The organism is Ensifer adhaerens, from assembly GCF_001270265.1.
Lineage (GTDB): Bacteria > Pseudomonadota > Alphaproteobacteria > Rhizobiales > Rhizobiaceae > Ensifer > Ensifer adhaerens_B.
The window spans coordinates 41,299-57,082 of record NZ_LGAP01000037.1 but is presented as its reverse complement, the minus strand read 5'-3'; the positions used below and the strand labels follow the sequence as shown (position 1 = coordinate 57,082).

Annotated in this window: 13 protein-coding genes and 1 pseudogene; 7 read left to right on the top strand and 7 right to left on the bottom strand. The window is 62.7% G+C overall.

Annotated features, from left to right (window positions below; translation table 11 throughout):
- Positions 1–258: 258 nt before the first annotated feature.
- Together AC244_RS31185 and serB are read right to left on the bottom strand one after the other, a co-directional pair.
- A pseudogene (locus AC244_RS31185) lies at positions 259–835 on the bottom strand (GNAT family N-acetyltransferase).
- Positions 832–1,719 (bottom strand): phosphoserine phosphatase SerB, encoded by an 888-nt coding sequence (gene serB / locus AC244_RS31180; protein WP_053252708.1) that lies wholly within the window; start codon positions 1,717–1,719, stop codon positions 832–834. The pseudogene AC244_RS31185 and the gene serB overlap by 4 nt, the downstream one beginning before the upstream one ends.
- Between serB and miaA the strand changes: the two genes are divergently transcribed.
- The 3 genes from miaA to cax all read left to right on the top strand — a co-directional run bounded on the left by miaA (position 1,718) and on the right by cax (position 4,341).
- Positions 1,718–2,629: a tRNA (adenosine(37)-N6)-dimethylallyltransferase MiaA gene (gene miaA, locus AC244_RS31175; RefSeq protein ID WP_053252707.1), complete on the top strand. Its 912-nt coding sequence runs from the start codon at positions 1,718–1,720 to the stop codon at positions 2,627–2,629. The genes serB and miaA overlap by 2 nt on opposite strands.
- Positions 2,630–2,825: 196 nt before the next feature.
- Complete coding sequence (locus AC244_RS31170) at positions 2,826–3,164, top strand: potassium channel family protein (RefSeq protein ID WP_321166246.1); 339 nt, start codon at positions 2,826–2,828, stop codon at positions 3,162–3,164.
- 76 nt (positions 3,165–3,240) lie between these two features.
- Entirely contained in the window at positions 3,241–4,341 is a 1,101-nt protein-coding gene (cax, locus tag AC244_RS31165; RefSeq protein WP_053252706.1) for a calcium/proton exchanger, read from the top strand.
- Between the two features lie 139 nt (positions 4,342–4,480).
- On the opposite strand, the gene AC244_RS31160 is transcribed toward cax, so the two are convergent.
- Together AC244_RS31160 and AC244_RS31155 are read right to left on the bottom strand one after the other, a co-directional pair.
- Positions 4,481–5,281, bottom strand: a complete 801-nt coding sequence (locus AC244_RS31160; RefSeq protein ID WP_053252705.1) for a hypothetical protein — start codon at positions 5,279–5,281, stop codon at positions 4,481–4,483.
- 164 nt (positions 5,282–5,445) lie between these two features.
- Entirely contained in the window at positions 5,446–7,494 is a 2,049-nt protein-coding gene (locus AC244_RS31155) for an ATP-binding protein (RefSeq protein WP_053252704.1), read from the bottom strand.
- Between the two features lie 452 nt (positions 7,495–7,946).
- On the opposite strand from AC244_RS31155, the gene AC244_RS31150 reads away from it, so the two are divergent.
- Positions 7,947–8,480, top strand: a complete 534-nt coding sequence (locus tag AC244_RS31150) for an SRPBCC family protein (RefSeq protein WP_053252703.1) — start codon at positions 7,947–7,949, stop codon at positions 8,478–8,480.
- Between the two features lie 140 nt (positions 8,481–8,620).
- On the opposite strand, the gene AC244_RS31145 is transcribed toward AC244_RS31150, so the two are convergent.
- Positions 8,621–9,820, bottom strand: a complete 1,200-nt coding sequence (locus AC244_RS31145) for an NAD-dependent formate dehydrogenase (protein ID WP_053252713.1) — start codon at positions 9,818–9,820, stop codon at positions 8,621–8,623.
- A 327-nt stretch (positions 9,821–10,147) separates the two neighbouring features.
- Here AC244_RS31145 and AC244_RS36930 point away from each other — a divergent pair, with 327 nt between their 5' ends.
- Entirely contained in the window at positions 10,148–10,399 is a 252-nt protein-coding gene (locus AC244_RS36930; protein ID WP_053252702.1) for a hypothetical protein, read from the top strand.
- A 45-nt stretch (positions 10,400–10,444) separates the two neighbouring features.
- Here the strand turns inward: AC244_RS36930 and AC244_RS31135 are convergent, their stop codons facing one another.
- The gene (locus tag AC244_RS31135; RefSeq protein ID WP_053252701.1) at positions 10,445–11,818 is read right to left on the bottom strand and encodes an MATE family efflux transporter; all 1,374 of its coding nucleotides are present in this window, start codon (positions 11,816–11,818) and stop codon (positions 10,445–10,447) included.
- A 432-nt stretch (positions 11,819–12,250) separates the two neighbouring features.
- Here AC244_RS31135 and AC244_RS31130 point away from each other — a divergent pair, with 432 nt between their 5' ends.
- Positions 12,251–14,029, top strand: a complete 1,779-nt coding sequence (locus AC244_RS31130; protein WP_053252700.1) for an acetolactate synthase 3 large subunit — start codon at positions 12,251–12,253, stop codon at positions 14,027–14,029.
- Between the two features lie 22 nt (positions 14,030–14,051).
- Complete coding sequence (gene ilvN / locus AC244_RS31125) at positions 14,052–14,624, top strand: acetolactate synthase small subunit (protein WP_053252699.1); 573 nt, start codon at positions 14,052–14,054, stop codon at positions 14,622–14,624.
- Between the two features lie 212 nt (positions 14,625–14,836).
- On the opposite strand, the gene AC244_RS31120 is transcribed toward ilvN, so the two are convergent.
- Positions 14,837–15,682, bottom strand: coding sequence for an aldo/keto reductase (locus AC244_RS31120; RefSeq protein WP_053252698.1), 846 nt, complete (start codon positions 15,680–15,682; stop codon positions 14,837–14,839).
- Positions 15,683–15,784: the final 102 nt, after the last annotated feature.

Below are 15,784 nucleotides of genomic sequence, written 5' to 3'. Positions count from 1 at the left end.
ATCGGGCTTCGCTTGCGCAAGCGGCCCTGGCGACTGTTCGGGTTCGATGGAACGGCGGGCGAGGACCCAAGCTCTCCCACGGGCTTGCTGTCCCAAAGGTGCTTCGGTCTTTCGCCCGCTACCGCATTGTCCATTACACCTGCGAATGCGGTGATAGGGAAGTTACAAGGTGCCGGCAGGCGGATGAGGGGCGAGTGCCGCGCGACTGACCGGAGAGCGGACGGCCGCAAGGCGTTACTTATTGGCGTTGTGATGCGATCACGCCCCGGCCTTGGCCCGCTGCGCCTGCAAGTCCGCCCTGGTCATCGCGTAGAGCACATGGCGAACGAGCTGTGGCTTGTCGGCGGGAATGCGCGGGTGGTTGAAGTCGCGCGCCGGGTCCCGGTACATTCCGAGACGGGCCATGACGGCGGTCGAGCGGGTGTTTTCGGGGATGGCGAAGGAGACGATTTCGCAAAGGCCCTTCTCCTCGAAGCCGTAGCGCAGCAGATCGCGCGCGGCCTCACTGATATAGCCCTTGCCCCAGAAGGGGTGGGCGAGCCGCCAGCCGATCTCGACGGTGCCTTTCGGCAGGTAGGGGTCAAGGTCGGTATAAGCGAGGCCGCAGAAGCCGATCGGCCGGTCGTCGGCCTTGAGCGCCACCGCGAAGAAGCCGAACCCGGTTTCGGCAATGCCGCGCCCGACGCGGTCGAACAGCGCGTCGGATTCCTCCCGGCTGCGGCGATGGGGGGAAGAACTCCATCACCCTGGGATCGCTGTTGATCTCGAAGAAGAGATCGCGGTCGCTTTCCTTCCAGGCGCGGATGCGCAGCCGTTCGGTCTCGGAAACGATCATCTGATGAAATCGGTCTTTCGATAGCCCTGCAGATAGAGAAGGGCCGTGAGGTCGCCATGGTCGATGCGCACCTTCGCCTGTTCGGCTACCACGGGCTTGGCGTGCAGCGCGACGCCGGTGCCGGCCAGTTGCAGCATGCCGAGATCATTGGCGCCGTCGCCGACGGCAAGCGCTTCGTCGGTCGAGATACCGAGCCGGCCGGCAATGTCGATGAGCGCGTCGACCTTGGCCTGCTTGCCAAGGATCGGTTCTGCGACCTCGCCGGTCAGCGTGCCGTCCTTCTCGATCAGCGTGTTGGCGCGGTTCTCCTGGAAACCGAGCATGTCTGCGACCGGGCCGGTAAACACGGTGAAGCCGCCGGATACGAGCGCGGTGTAGTAGCCCTTCGCTTTCATGGTGGCGATCAGCTCAGGGCCGCCCGGCGTCAGCGTGATGCGCCTGGCAATGACATCGCCGACGACGCTCGAGGGCAGGCCCTTCAGCAGCGCGACGCGCTCGATCAGCGCCGGCTCGAAGGCGATCTCGCCGTTCATGGCGCGCGCCGTAATGGCGGCAACCTTGTCCTTGAGCCCGACTTCGGCGGCAAGCTCGTCGATGCATTCCTGGCCGATCATGGTGGAATCCATGTCGGCGATCAAAAGCTTCTTGCGTCTGGTGTCGGCGTCCTGGACGGCGACATCGACGGGCGTGCCGTTGAGCGCGCCGCGCAGCGCCGCCTCGGCGGCAAAGGGATCTGTGCCGTCGGTGAGCGCCAGGTCGCAGGCGATGCCGTCGGCGAGCCAATAGAGGCCGGATGCCTTGACGGCGTCAGCGGCGGCTTCCGCGAGCGCTGGCGTCAGAACAGGATTTGACGGATTGGCGATAAGCGTGGCAACGAGAGCCATGGACAACAACCTTGAAACCGATACGGACGCGATCCTGATAACCGGGCCGACCGCCAGCGGCAAGTCCGCGCTTGCGGTCGAATTGGCGCTCCGGCATGGCGGCGTGGTCATCAACGCCGACAGCATGCAGGTTTACGACACATTGCGGGTGCTGACGGCGCGCCCCGACGAGGCCGATATGGGCGGTGTCGAGCACTGTCTCTACGGCCATGTGCCGGCCGGCGAGGCCTATTCGACCGGGGCGTGGCTGCGCGAAGCGCAAGCGCTCGTCGCCGCATTGCGCGAGGCCGGTCGGCTGCCGGTCTTCGTCGGCGGCACCGGGCTCTATTTCAAGGCGCTGACCGGCGGGCTTGCCGACATGCCCGAAGTTCCGGCCGCCATTCGCGACCGGCTGCGTGAGCGGCTGAGGCAAGAGGGGCCGGAAGGGCTCCATGCCGAGCTCGCCGTGCGCGATCCGCAGACGGCAGGCGCGCTGAAGGTCGGCGACGGCCAGCGCATCGTGCGCGCGCTTGAAGTGGTGGAGGCGACCGGCCAGTCGATCCGCGTCTACCAGCAGAAGAGCGGTCCCCAGATCATCGATCCGCAGCGGGCGCGAAAGCTGGTGGTGCTGCCGGATCGCAAGGTGCTGCACGACCGCATCAACCGCCGCTTCGGCTTGATGCTGTCAGGCGGGGCGATCGACGAGGTGCGCGCGCTCTTGGCGCTGAATCTCAATCAGGACATGCCTGTCATGAAGGCGATCGGCGTCAGCCAGATTGTGGCGCTCCTGCGCGGTGAGATCGACGAGGCCGAGGTGATCGAGGCCGGTTCTGCCGCAACCCGCCAATATGCCAAGCGGCAGATGACCTGGTTTCGCAACCAGCTCGATGACGGCTGGCAGCGCATCGAGAGTGCTACCGAGGCAATGTGAGCTCTGCCGGATGGGATCGTATCTCGATGACAGAACCCATAGGTCGTTACCGTTACCGAGTTGACATTTATCCACATTAGATCACCCTAAATTGCAATTTGGACTACAGCGGCAATCCGGTCGTCGGCATCGTTGGAAATGTCTTTCAGACGGTCATCGTAGGGATAGCCGGCTTTCGTTTCTCGGGCAGGGTCCGATGGGGTCTAAGCACATAAGGCGGATCTTCTTTATCGAGTTCTATCGACAGCTTGGCGTTGTCTGGCCAATCCTGTCCGGCATTCTTTGCATCATGGTTGGGGGCGGCCTCTTGATTGGGCGGATAGAGGGATGGCGGATGATCGACACCCTGTATTTCACCTTCGTTACCGGCCTCACGATTGGCTACGGCGATCTGGTGCCGAGCCATGCTACTTCGCGCGTGTTGGCCATCATGATCGGTCTTACCGGGATTGTGCTCACTGGTCTCGTTGCAGCCGTCAGTGTCCAGGCGCTGAGGGCCACGGCCGATGCTACAGCCGATGATCGTACAGAGTGAGAGCCGCTAGACGGAGCCTTGTTCACTGTCGCCGTCCGCAGTCCGGTCAAGAAGCCTCGATGAGTTTGGGGGTATCATGAGCCAGCTTTGGAAAGAAATTCGGCACACTCCGCTCCTATGGCTCTTGGTCCTGGCGCCATTGGTGCTTGTGGCGCATAGCGCCGCACCCGATGCGCACACGCTGCTTTTCCTGCTTTCGGTCTTGGCGATCGTTCCATTGGCAACCTTGTTGAGCCATGCCACCGAAGCCGTCGCTGCCAGGACGGGCGATACGGTTGGCAGCCTTCTCAACGCGACGCTCGGCAATCTGACCGAACTCATCATTGCGCTGGCCGCCTTGCGACTTGGTCAATACACGCTGGTGAAGGCCTCATTGGCCGGCGCTATCGTTTGCAACACGCTTTTCATGTTGGGTGCTTCATTCCTGCTCGGTGGCCTGAAATACCATGTTCAGGACTACAACCGCGTCAGCGCTCGCCTACAAACGAGCATGCTGTTCCTGGCAACGATCGCACTGATCGTACCCTCGGCGATGGCCGAGGCTGATAGTCTCGCGGCGGCACCGGATTTCATGCAGGAGCTTAGTCTCGGTCTGGCGATCCTTCTGATCATCGCCTACGGGTTGGGGCTTTTCTTCTCTCTGAAGAGCCATCGCGAATTCTTCGGCAGTGTAGAGCACGCTGCCACATCGGACGAGGCTCCTTGGCCGTTGAGTGTTGCCCTTGCAACGCTGGCTGCCGTGACGGTCATGGTCGCGTTGGTCAGCGAAGTGTTCGTCGAATCGGTGCAGCAGGCCGCCGTCACATTCGGAATGACGCCCGCATTTGTGGGTTTCATCGTTGTCGCGCTGGTAGGGGCAGCCGCAGAAATGACTTCGGCGTTTTCCGGTGCGCGCAAAAATCGATTGGACTTGAGCGTCGGCATTGCGCTGGGTAGTGCGGCCCAGATAGCCCTTTTCGTCGCCCCGGTTCTCGTGCTTTTGAGTTACGTTGTCGGTCCCGCGCCGATGGACCTGCAGTTTTGGCCGGGTGCGGTCGTCATGGTGCTCGTCGCCACAATGACGGCGATCATCGTCACGAACAGCGGTCGCTCCGCGTGGTTTGTGGGCGTGCTGATGCTGATGGTTTATCTGATCTTCGCCATGACACTCTATCTGCTGCCACCCAAACTTCTGTGAGTTCGCGCAGGCACGCATGCCGACACGACTGCATGTTTCCTTAAATCGTATGCGATTTAAGGACAAAAACATGCAGCACTTCAAAGTGCTACAGCGACCTTTGCACGTCTGATAAGACGCGCGGCGTTGTAGACGGCTGTCATTGCGGAAACAGGAAGGTGAGGGTCATCCGGAAGCCCAGGCCTTCGGGGCCGTTGTCGGGCGCTGCCGCCCAATAGCGCAGGCCGGCGCCAAAGCTGATCGGCTGTTTGTCGATGGTGAACAGCTTGGAGATGTTGAAGTTGATCGGGACGCTCCACTCGTCGGCCTCCCAGTCATAGGTGGATTCGGTGTTGAGCGTGAAGGTCCAGGCATCCTTGGTGGTGTAGGACAGGAACGGCTGCAGGAAGGTGGAGCTGATGTCGTTGCGCTCGTCGCTGCCGGCAAACGACCAGATATGGTTGGCGAGCGCACCATAGGTCCATTCGCCCTCCTGTTTGAGCACGACGACGGTCGGGCCGATGCCCCATTTTTCACCGCCGAGCAGATCGTCGGTCGCGGTCGGGATCAGGAAGGCCGGGCCGACACCCCAGATGATGCCGCTTTCCGTCGGCTTGGCCGGCGAGAAGAAGAAGCTCTGCAGCGTGTCGCCGAGGCCGAATTGCGAGCCGCTCGGGCCGGCAATGTCGTTCTGCGAGGTCACCGGCACGATGGTTCGCGAAATGATATTCCAGTCCGCGTTCAGCGAGAAGGGAATGACCGGCTGGATGTTGAGCGTGGACTTGTTGCCGTCGTTCGGTCCGTAGCCGCGGTCATAGTTGAACTGGAAGGGAACGCTGATCATCGAGGCGATCGGGTTCGCCAGCTTCTTGGCCAGTTCCTGGTTCGAGTCCTGTGCCTGCGCTGTCGTCGCGAAGATTGCGGACAAGGCTGCAGCGTATTTCAATCCGGCATGTCGCATGATCGATCCCCTCAATCGGCCTTCATGCATCAACCCCGTGCATCCGGAGTGATTCCAGCATGCCTTCAGTGTGGTCGCGCGGCGGCATTTTGGCAACGCCAAGAAAACACCGAGTAAATCAGAGGTAGAGTGACGGCGCGCCGCTGCCAGGGCGCACGCGCGCCTCAGGGCTTGCGAATGATGCTGCCGAGCGGCCGCTTGAGCAGGCTGTCGCGCAGGGAGCCTTCGCGTCGCGGTTCGGTGGCGGGGCGGGCAGGATAGGGGGCGGCCGGTGGCGACGGGCGATGGCCGGCCGCCGGCTCCGGTGTTTCGGTCAGAAGCTGCTGGCGGATCTGGTTGAAACGCTCGAGCTGCGGATTGCTGGGCTCGGGTGCGCGCGGCAGCATGTCGGGGCTGTAGGGCTCGATCTCGGCCGTGGCTTCGTCGAGGCCGGCACCCTCGGGCTCGTCGCGTGCCTCGGGACCGAGTTCAGTGGCCCAGAGCCGTTCTTCCTGCTCACCGGTCGTCGTGGCAGCCAGATAGCTCTGCTGAAAATTCGAGATGTTCGGACCGGTGATCGCCCGCATGCGATTGACGATCGAGCGGATGTCGACGGTCGGCGGCGCGTCCTCGTCGATCCGATCGGTGATGCCGTGGGCGCGGGGCAGCCGCTCCTCGTTGACGCGGGTAAAGCGCATGCGCATCGGCACCGCGACCGCCTCGCCGAAGGCAATGGCTTCGCCGTTGCCGATGGACGAGATGAAGCTGGTGGTCGAGATCGACGAATTGGGGATGGCCGAGCGGATGATGTCCTGGTCGCGGTCATTGGCCAGCCGCATGGCAAAGACCGTCGAGCACTGCGACAGGATCGTCGGGTCGAGTTCGCCCGGCCGCTGGGTGATGATGCCGAGCGAGACCCCGTATTTGCGGCCTTCCTTGGCAATGCGGGCAATCGCCTGGCGCGTCGGCAGGAAGCCGAGCGAGGGATCGGCGGGCACATAGCGGTGGGCCTCTTCGCCCACGACCCGCATATGGATGCCGCCATTGCTCCAAAGGCCGATTTCGAATGCCATGCGGCAGAGAACCGAGGCGACGGAGTTGACGACTTCCGACGGGATGCCGGCAAGCTGGAAGGTGGCGATCGGTTTGCCTTCGCCGGGAATGCGGAAGACCTTGGCGATCGTGTCCTGGATCGTGTCGGAGATCGTGTTCGACGAGAACATGAAATGGTAGCGCGGATCGTTGATCGCCGAGACGATCCTGACCTTGAGCGAGCGCAGGTGCGGCTTGTCGTTTCGCCCTTCGAGCCGGCCGATGCGCTCGTCGATCAGCGCCAGCAGGTCGGCGATGCGATAGGGCACGGGCGTGTCGGCGGTAATCGAGCTTTTTTCCGTCTGGCGCCGCACGAGGCCGGATTCGGCGCTGCCCTTGAACGCCTTCTTCGCGTCCGGAATGACGTCGCGCAGGATATCGAGCTCTTCGGGGATCGCGGGCCGGCCGCGGAAGATCACCTCGGCGAACTCTTCCAGGCGGAAGAACCAGAAGGGCAGGTCGAGCGTATCGGGGTCGATGACGACTGAAAGTTCCGGGAAGGCGGCGGCGAATTCGTTGTGCGGATCGAGGATCAGCACGCGCAGCTTCGGGTCGGCGGCAATCGCCTTGTTGAGGAGCAGCGTCACGGCGGTCGACTTGCCGACGCCTGTCGTGCCGACGATGGCAAAATGCTTGGCCAGCATCGACGGCACGTGGATCGTCGCATCGAGGCTCTCGTCCTGGGTCAGCTTGCCGATGATGCAGCAATCATCCTGGCCGGAATCGTAGATGCGGGCGAGATCGGCGGCACGAATGCGGTGGGCGACGGCACCGAGATAGGGATAAACGCTGATACCGGCGGAAAACGTCTCGCGTCCATCAGGGCCGACATGGACTTCGCCCATCAGTTCGACCTCGATGCGGAAGGTGTTGTTGGTCTCTTCGCCCCATTCGCTGCTGGCCGTCTGCATGGAATAGACGAGCGCGACGACGCGGTTTTTCCCGACCGTGATCGAAATCAGCCGGCCGACCGACCAGAGTTCCGTCAGCGAGGTCTCACCGTTTTCGGCGATCGCAGCGATGGTTGCGCGCGAACCGCTGCAGGCGACGACGCGCCCGAGAAAGCGGTTGCCTCGCTTCAAGTCGTCGCGGCGATCCTGCTCTCCGGCACGGATCGAGGAATGAAGATCATTGTTCAGCAACGCAAAACCCCGGCACAACGGTCCTTCATGTTAGCGCCGGGGATTTAACAAGTGGTTTCGCGTATTTGTCCCGCATTGGGGAGGGCGCGGCGACAGCGTTCAGGCGGTTGCCGGTAGAGAGTGCAACTGGCCGTATTCTCGGATCCGGTAAATCATTCAACCAATCGGTTGACTATCTCGCCTCGCGAGCGTACATTCAACCAAATGGTTGAATTATAGGCGCTCAAACAATGTTCGTCTTTCACCCCGACCATCTGCCGAATGCCCACGAACGCTTCTGGACCAGCCGTCTCGATCGGCTCGAAAGGGTGTTGTGCCAGCATGTGCATCCATCCGCAGAAAGCCATGGCCCCATCGGCCGTGGACAGACCAGCTCACGTCCAATCGAAGCTCACCCGGCTGATCCCGGCCCGATGAACCCAAGCCCGACAAACCCAAAAAGGAGACGACCGATGAACGATCTCGCGAGCCTCGACGCCTATGGCGTGCTGAGCGAACCTGACACGTTGAAGATGACGAGGCTCTTGCCTGGCCCGATCGAGCGGGTCTGGGCCTATCTGGCTGAAAGCGACCTGCGCAAGCAGTGGCTGGCGTCCGGACAGATGGAGATGAAGGTTGGCGCGCCGGTGGAGCTCGTGTGGCGGAACGACGAGCTCAGCAACCCGCCCGGCGAGCGCCCGGCCGGCTTTCCCGAAGAGCACCGGATGGCAAGCCAGATCACCGAACTCGACCCGCCGCGAAAACTCTCCATAAGCTGGGCCGGCAGCGGCGACGTTTCCTTCGAGCTGGAGCCGGTTGGCAACAGGGTGCTCTTGACAGTGACCCATCGCAGCATTGCCGATCGTGCCACCATGCTGATGTTCGGCGCCGGCTGGCACATGCATCTCGACATATTGGCCGCCCGCGCGACAGGCACGGAACCGATGCCCTTCTGGGACGGCTGGAGCCGTCTGATGAAGGACTACGATGAGCGCCTCCCCGCCTGAGGAGGGGCGCCCGGTCACAACAGGTGTGTGGCACCGGCGTCTCCGGCGCCATGACCATCGGCTTTGTTTCCATGGCGGTGGCAAGCATCGCCTGGGGCAGTCGGTCGGACCGGCTGGGAGCGCCCAAGACACCGGCGCTCTCAGCCCTTGAAGCGCGCCGCCTCTTCAGACCCGCGCGTCGCATCGCCCGCGCTATAGGAGTGCGCGCCGGTGCCGGCGAGCTTGCCGCCGGCGACGATCAGATAGTCCTCGCGGATCGGCCTGCCTTCGAACCAGCATTCCAGGATCTCCCGCGTGCCGGCGGCGTAACGCGCCTGGGCGGACAGCGACGATCCCGAAATATGGGGCGTCATGCCGTGGTGCGGCATCGACCGCCAGGGATGATCCTTCGGCGGTGGCTGCGGGAACCACACGTCACCGGCATAGCCGGCAAGTTGGCCGGTCTCGAGTGCCCGCGCGACGGCGTCGCGGTTGCAGATCTTGCCGCGAGCCGTGTTCACCAGATAGGCGCCGCGCTTCATCCCGGCGATCATCGCTTCATCGAAGAGGTCTTCCGTCTCCGGGTGGAGCGGCGCGTTGATGGTGACGACATCGCAGACGGGCACCATGTCTGCCGCCGTCGTGTGGAACGTCACGCCGAGTTCCTTCTCGACCGCGTCGGGCAGCCGGTGGCGGTCGGTATAGTGCAGCTTGACGTCGAACGGCTTCAGCCGGCGAAGCACGGCGCTGCCGATCCGCCCGGCGCCGACCGTGCCGATCTCCATGCCCTCGATGTCGTAGGAACGTGCGACGCAGTCGGCGATATTCCAGCCGCCCTTCACGACCCATTGGTAGGAGGGGATGTAGTTGCGGGCAAGGCTGAGGATCATCATGACCACGTGCTCGGACACGCTGATCGAGTTGCAATAGGTCACTTCGGCGACGGTGATGCCGCGGTCGATCGCGGCCTGGAGATCGACGTGATCCGAGCCGATGCCGGCGGTGATTGCGAGTTTCAGCTTGCTCGCCTTGGCGATCCTTTCGGCGGTCAGATAGGCCGGCCAGAAGGGTTGCGAGATCACGATTTCGGCGTCGACAAGCTCGCGTTCGAAGACGCTGTCGGGACCGTCCTTGTCGGAGGTGACGACCAGGCTGTGTCCCAGGCTTTCGAGAAACGGCCTCAGGCCCAGTTCACCCGAGACACTGCCCAGCAGCATTCCCGGCTGAAAATCGATGGCCTTGGGCGTGGGAAGCGTCTGGCCGCCGGGGTAGTGCTCGAGTTTCGGCAGCCCGTCCCGCGCGTAGCTTGTGGGATATCCGTCAACCGGATCGTCGTAGAGGACGCAAACGACCTTTGCCATTTCCATCTCCCTTCACGATGATTTTGGGTCGGTTCGACCCAAAATCATAAACGTGATCGATTCTCATCAGTTCGAGCGGGATGCGGGCGGAAAACCGCATACACTTTTCCTCATCCCGCTCTACAGCGCCGCGCGTCTTATCAGGCGCGTAAAGGTCGCTGTAGCACTTTGAAGTGCTGCATGTTTTTGTCCTTAAATCCGGTACGATTTAAGGAAACATGCAGTAAGGAAAGTGGAGGAGCCGGGCAAGGTTTCAAGTGGTTTCGCGCATTTGTACGCAGGTGGAGAGGGGGCGCCGGCACCAAGTCAAAACACGCACCGCAGCTGATGGTGCATGCCTTCATCGATGAGAAGGCGATGCAGGCGGTGAGCATCCAGCTTTACCGACATTCAGAAGACGTGCTCAGCCACTGGCAGATGTCGGATGCCCACATCAACAACGTTTCCGCCCATTGCACGGTGGAGCGGCTCGAGGTCTACGGCAGCCCGAGCGCGGCGGTTGCTGCGGGCCTTGCACCCTTTCTCAGGGACGGCCGCGGCTTCATCATGCCGCCGCTGACCGGGTTCTCGCGGTTCTAGGCAAACGGTAGAGACGCGCCGGGAAACCGGCGCGTCGCTGGTAGATCAGCCTGACGGACCCGCCGGGGCCCGTTGCCGTGAGGCCTGCCAAAGAACGAGCATCGCAACGACGAGCAGCAACGCTTCGGCACTGGGAGTGGCGAGCCAGATGCCCTGTTCACCGAAACGGGACGCATAGAGGGTGACGAGTGGCATGGTGAAGAGATAGGGCTTCGACAATCCCAGGATCGCGGCCCGGCCGGCATCGCCGATTGCCTGGAAATAGCTGCCGAGCATGATCAGCGGGCCGGAGAAGACGTACATCGAGACCATGACGGGCAGGATCCGCGCGACGTCTGCGACCACCTCCTCGCTGTCGACGAAGAACGAGCCGACTGGACGAGCGAGCCCGGCGAACAGTGCTTCGATGGCGAGGCAATAGATAAGCGCAAGGATCACGCCCAGACGCAAAGCCTTGTTCGCGCGGGAAGCCAGGCCGGCACCGATATTGTTGCCGACGATCGCCTGCATCGCCTGGCTCAACCCGAGAAGCGGCAGCAGCGCGAAGGTCATCAGCCGTGTGATGATGCCATAGGCCGCGACTGTGGCGTCGTAGCTCCCGGATGCCGTTTTCTGCAGCGCCGCCATGACCGTTACCGAGACGAGCGCCATGCCGATGAAGCCGAGGCTTTGCGGGGCGCCAAGCGCGACCATGCGTCCCCATCCGGTTAGCGGATTGTGCCGGAAGAGCGCCGAAAGGCGGAGCTCGGTGCGGCCGAATAGGCGGAAGAGGACGATCAGGCCGAGCGCCAGCGCCTGCGCCAGCACCGTGCCCGTGGCGGAGCCTGTGACGCCCAGCCCCAGGACCGCGATCAGCACATAGTTGAGCGCCAGGTTTGCGAGTGAAACCAAAAGGCTGAGGCCCGCCATCAATCCGGCACGACCCTCGCATCGCAGGGCGTCCGAATGGACCGCCAGCAGGACTTGGACGGGCGAACAAAAGATGATGATCGCGATATAGCCATGGGCCATGCGGGCGAGGGGGCCCGGGCCGTTGGCGAGCGTCAGAACCAGTTGCTCGCCGAAGACGGCGAACAGCAGGATCAGCGCAGCCGCAATCGCAAGCGCCAGCATATGGGCGCCGGCAAAGACGCCGCGGGCCTCGGTAAAACGGCGCGCGCCAAGATGGCGGGCGAGCAAACTCGCCATGCCGCTGACGACAAGGGTCGCTAGCGCCACGATCAGGATGAACATCGGGAAAACCGTGGTCACGGCGCCGACGGCGTTGGCGCCTACATAGAGACCGAGCATGATCGCATCGACGACGACCAAAAGCCCGTTCATGCTCGTCACGAAGATGATCGGCAGTGCGGTCTTTACGAAAATCGCGCCGAGTGGCGCGGTCAAAAAGGCATTCTGCTTGGAGGTGTCGTCAGACATCCCGCGCTCCTTGGTCTTCGCATTTCGAAAGAAGAGGAGGGGCTCGCATTGCCTGCCACACGAAATGCGATCGGGGCGAAAGGGTGTCGTCAGAAGTCAGATTTCACCGGGACTGGATGTCTGCGAGCGGCAGGGATCTGAAACCCTAGATGGGCAAGTAGCGGCAAACCGCGTTTCCGTCAAGGCCAGGGCTTTGGCTTGGCCCTTGAAAAGCTTTCTCTAAAAGCCGTTGACGCCTGGGGCTTTTGTGTTTAACAAATCGTCCCATGATAAATTTTGCGGTTATTCTTGTGGTGGGACGGCGCATGGGCAGGATGGTGTAACCATCCGGCGGTAGCCACCCATGCGCTAGACGAGGCTCCTGACGGGGCCTTTTTTTATGCCTTCAAACAAGCTAAGCACCCAACTGGGAAAAGGGACGGAAGCAAGTCAATGAGCGGTACAGAGAACCAGATGACAGGCGCGGAGATCGTTCTCCAGGCACTGAAGGACAATGGCGTCGAGCATATCTTCGGCTATCCCGGTGGCGCCGTGCTTCCGATCTACGACGAAATCCACCAGCAGGACGATATCCAGCACATCCTCGTTCGCCACGAGCAGGGCGCCGGCCACATGGCCGAAGGCTATGCCCGCTCCACCGGCAAGGTCGGCGTCATGCTGGTTACCTCCGGTCCCGGTGCGACCAATGCGGTCACGCCGCTGCAGGACGCGCTGATGGATTCCATCCCGCTCGTCTGCATCTCCGGTCAGGTTCCGACCTCGCTGATCGGCTCGGACGCCTTCCAGGAATGCGATACGATCGGCATCACCCGGCCGTGCACCAAGCACAACTGGCTGGTTCGGGACGTCAACGATCTCGCCCGCGTCATCCATGAGGCCTTCCGCATCGCGCAATCCGGCCGCCCGGGCCCGGTCGTTGTCGACATTCCGAAGGACGTGCAGTTTGCGACCGGCACCTACACACCGCCGTCTGCCGTTCCGGCCCAGACGAGCTATCAGCCGAAGACGCAGGGCGACCTGAAGAAGATCGAGGAAGCGGTCGAGCTGATGAAGACGGCCCGCCGTCCGATCATCTATTCCGGCGGCGGCGTCGTCAATTCCGGCCCGCAGGCCTCGCACCTGCTGCGCGAATTGGTCGAGCTCACCGACTTCCCGATCACCTCGACGCTGATGGGGCTGGGCGCCTATCCGGCCTCCGGCAAGAACTGGCTCGGCATGCTGGGCATGCACGGCACCTACGAAGCCAACATGGCGATGCATGACTGCGACGTCATGGTCTGCATCGGTGCGCGCTTCGACGACCGCATCACCGGCCGCCTCAACGCGTTTTCGCCCAACTCCAAGAAGATCCACATCGATATCGATCCGTCGTCGATCAACAAGAACGTTCGCGTCGACGTGCCGATCCTCGGCGATGTCGGCTCGGTTCTGGAGGACATGGTTCGTCTTTGGCGTGCCGCCAAGAAGGCCGACGACAAGACGCGGCTGGCCGACTGGTGGGAAGGCATCGTCAAGTGGCGGGCGCGCAACTCGCTGGCCTATGCCGCCAACGACGACGTCATCATGCCGCAATATGCGATCCAGAGGCTCTATGAGCTGAGCAAGGGCCGCGACACCTACATCACCACCGAGGTCGGCCAGCACCAGATGTGGGCCGCCCAGTTCTTCGGCTTCGAACAGCCGAACCGCTGGATGACCTCGGGCGGTCTCGGCACGATGGGTTATGGTTTTCCGGCCGCCATCGGCGTCCAGGTCGCCCATCCCAACAGCCTCGTCGTCGATATCGCCGGCGACGCCTCGATCCAGATGTGCATCCAGGAAATGTCCTGCGCGGTCCAATACGGCCTGCCGGTCAAGATCTTCATCCTCAACAACCAGTACATGGGCATGGTGCGCCAGTGGCAGCAGCTCTTGCACGGGAACCGCCTGTCGCACTCCTACACCGAGGCGATGCCTGACTTCGTCAAGCTGGCGGAAGCCTATGGCGGCGTCGGCATCCGCTGCGACAAGCCGGGCGAACTCGACGATGCGATCCGCCGCATGATCGACACGCCGGCGCCCGTCATCTTCGATTGCCGCGTTGCCAACCTCGCCAACTGCTTCCCGATGATCCCATCGGGCAAGGCGCACAACGAGATGCTGTTGCCGGACGAAGCCACTGATGAAGCGGTCGCCAACGCGATCGACGCCAAGGGCCGCCAGCTGGTTTGAGATAGGGACAGGAAACAAGACAATGAGCGCACACCTTCAACCGACCGGTTCCGCCTATTTCATCGCCAAGGAAACCGAAGTCGCCGAAACGCACACGCTATCGGTTCTCGTCGACAATGAGCCGGGCGTTCTCGCCCGGGTCATCGGCCTGTTCTCCGGCCGCGGCTACAACATCGAGAGCCTGACCGTTTCGGAAACGGAACATCAAGCGCATCTGTCGCGCATCACCATCGTCACGCGCGGCACGCCGCATGTGCTCGACCAGATCAAGAACCAGCTCGAGCGGCTGGTTCCGGTGCACCGCGTCGTCGATCTGACCGTGCGTGCCGGCACGCTTGGCCACGACCGCCCGGTCGAGCGCGAACTGGCGCTCGTCAAGGTGCATGGCTCGGGCGACCATCGCGTCGAGGCCCTGCGGCTGGCGGACGCCTTCCGCGCCTCGGTCATCGACGCCAACATCGATCACTTCGTGTTCGAGATCACCGGCAAGCCGTCGAAGATCGAACAGTTCATCGCCATCATGAAGCCACTCGGCCTCATCGAAGTCTGCCGCACCGGCATCGCTGCGATGAACCGCGGGCCACAGGGCATGTAACAAAGCCTGCGGGGTAGGGGTTCTCCTCCCGTGAACTATGCGGGTAGGGTTGCCCCTCCCCCCAGCCCTCCCCCCGCAGGCGGGGAGAGGGGGATTTGATCTGGAGTTTGCCGCATGTTTCCTTCTCCCCGCAAGCGGGGAGAAGGTGGCCGGCAGGCCGGATGAGGGGCGGGCAGAGCCCTGGTGGAAGCCGCTTTTTCCTACTTTTTTCCTCAAATCATCTCCAGCGACCGCTTGCGCTTCGGCGGCGGGAAGGCGTTGTCGAGGGCGGTGAGGTTTTCCGGGGTCAGGTGGATGTCCATCGCGTCGCGGTTTTCGCGGGCGCGTGTCGCCGATCCGGTCTTGGGGATCGAGATCACGCCGGGGCGGGTTTTGAGGAAAGCCAGCGCGATCTGTGCCGGGGTGGCCTGATGCGCTTTTGCGATGTGGACCAGGTCCGGATTGCGCAGCAATCGACCCTCGTCGAGCGGTGAGTAGGCCATGATCGCGACGCCGCGCTTTTGGCACCAGGGCAGGAGGTCGTATTCGATGCCGCGGCGGGAGAGGTTGTAGAGCACCTGGTTGGCGGCGACGTTCTTTCCGCCGGGAACCGCCAGCAACTCCTCCATGTCGTCGACATCGAAGTTGGAAACGCCCCAGGCGCCGATCTTGCCGGCCTTCTCGAGGGCTTCGAAGGCAGCCACGGTTTCGGCGAGCGGATAGCCGCCGCGCCAGTGCAGCAGATAGAGATCGATATGGTCGATGCCGAGATGTTTCAGGCTGCGCTCGCAGGCGGCCTCGGTGCCGATCCGGCTGGCGTTGGACGGCAGCACCTTGCTGACGACGAAAACCTCGTCGCGCCGGCCGCGCACCGCTTGGCCGACGATGCGCTCCGAGGCGCCGTTGCCGTACATTTCGGCGGTGTCGATCAGCGTCATGCCGAGGTCGAGGCCGGCCTGCAGGCTCTTCATTTCATCGGCGGCGCGTGAGCGCTCGTCGCCCATGCGCCAGGTGCCCTGGCCGAGAACCGGAACGGTACGCCCATCGATGAGAGTGGTGGTCGGGATCGGATCGTGCATTCAGTTTTCCCTTTTATCGAAGGCGGTGGACGGACACGTGGCGTTTCGCATGTCGCAATCTAGTGCAATCGGCTGGTCTTTCGAGATGTCATTCGAAGGTAC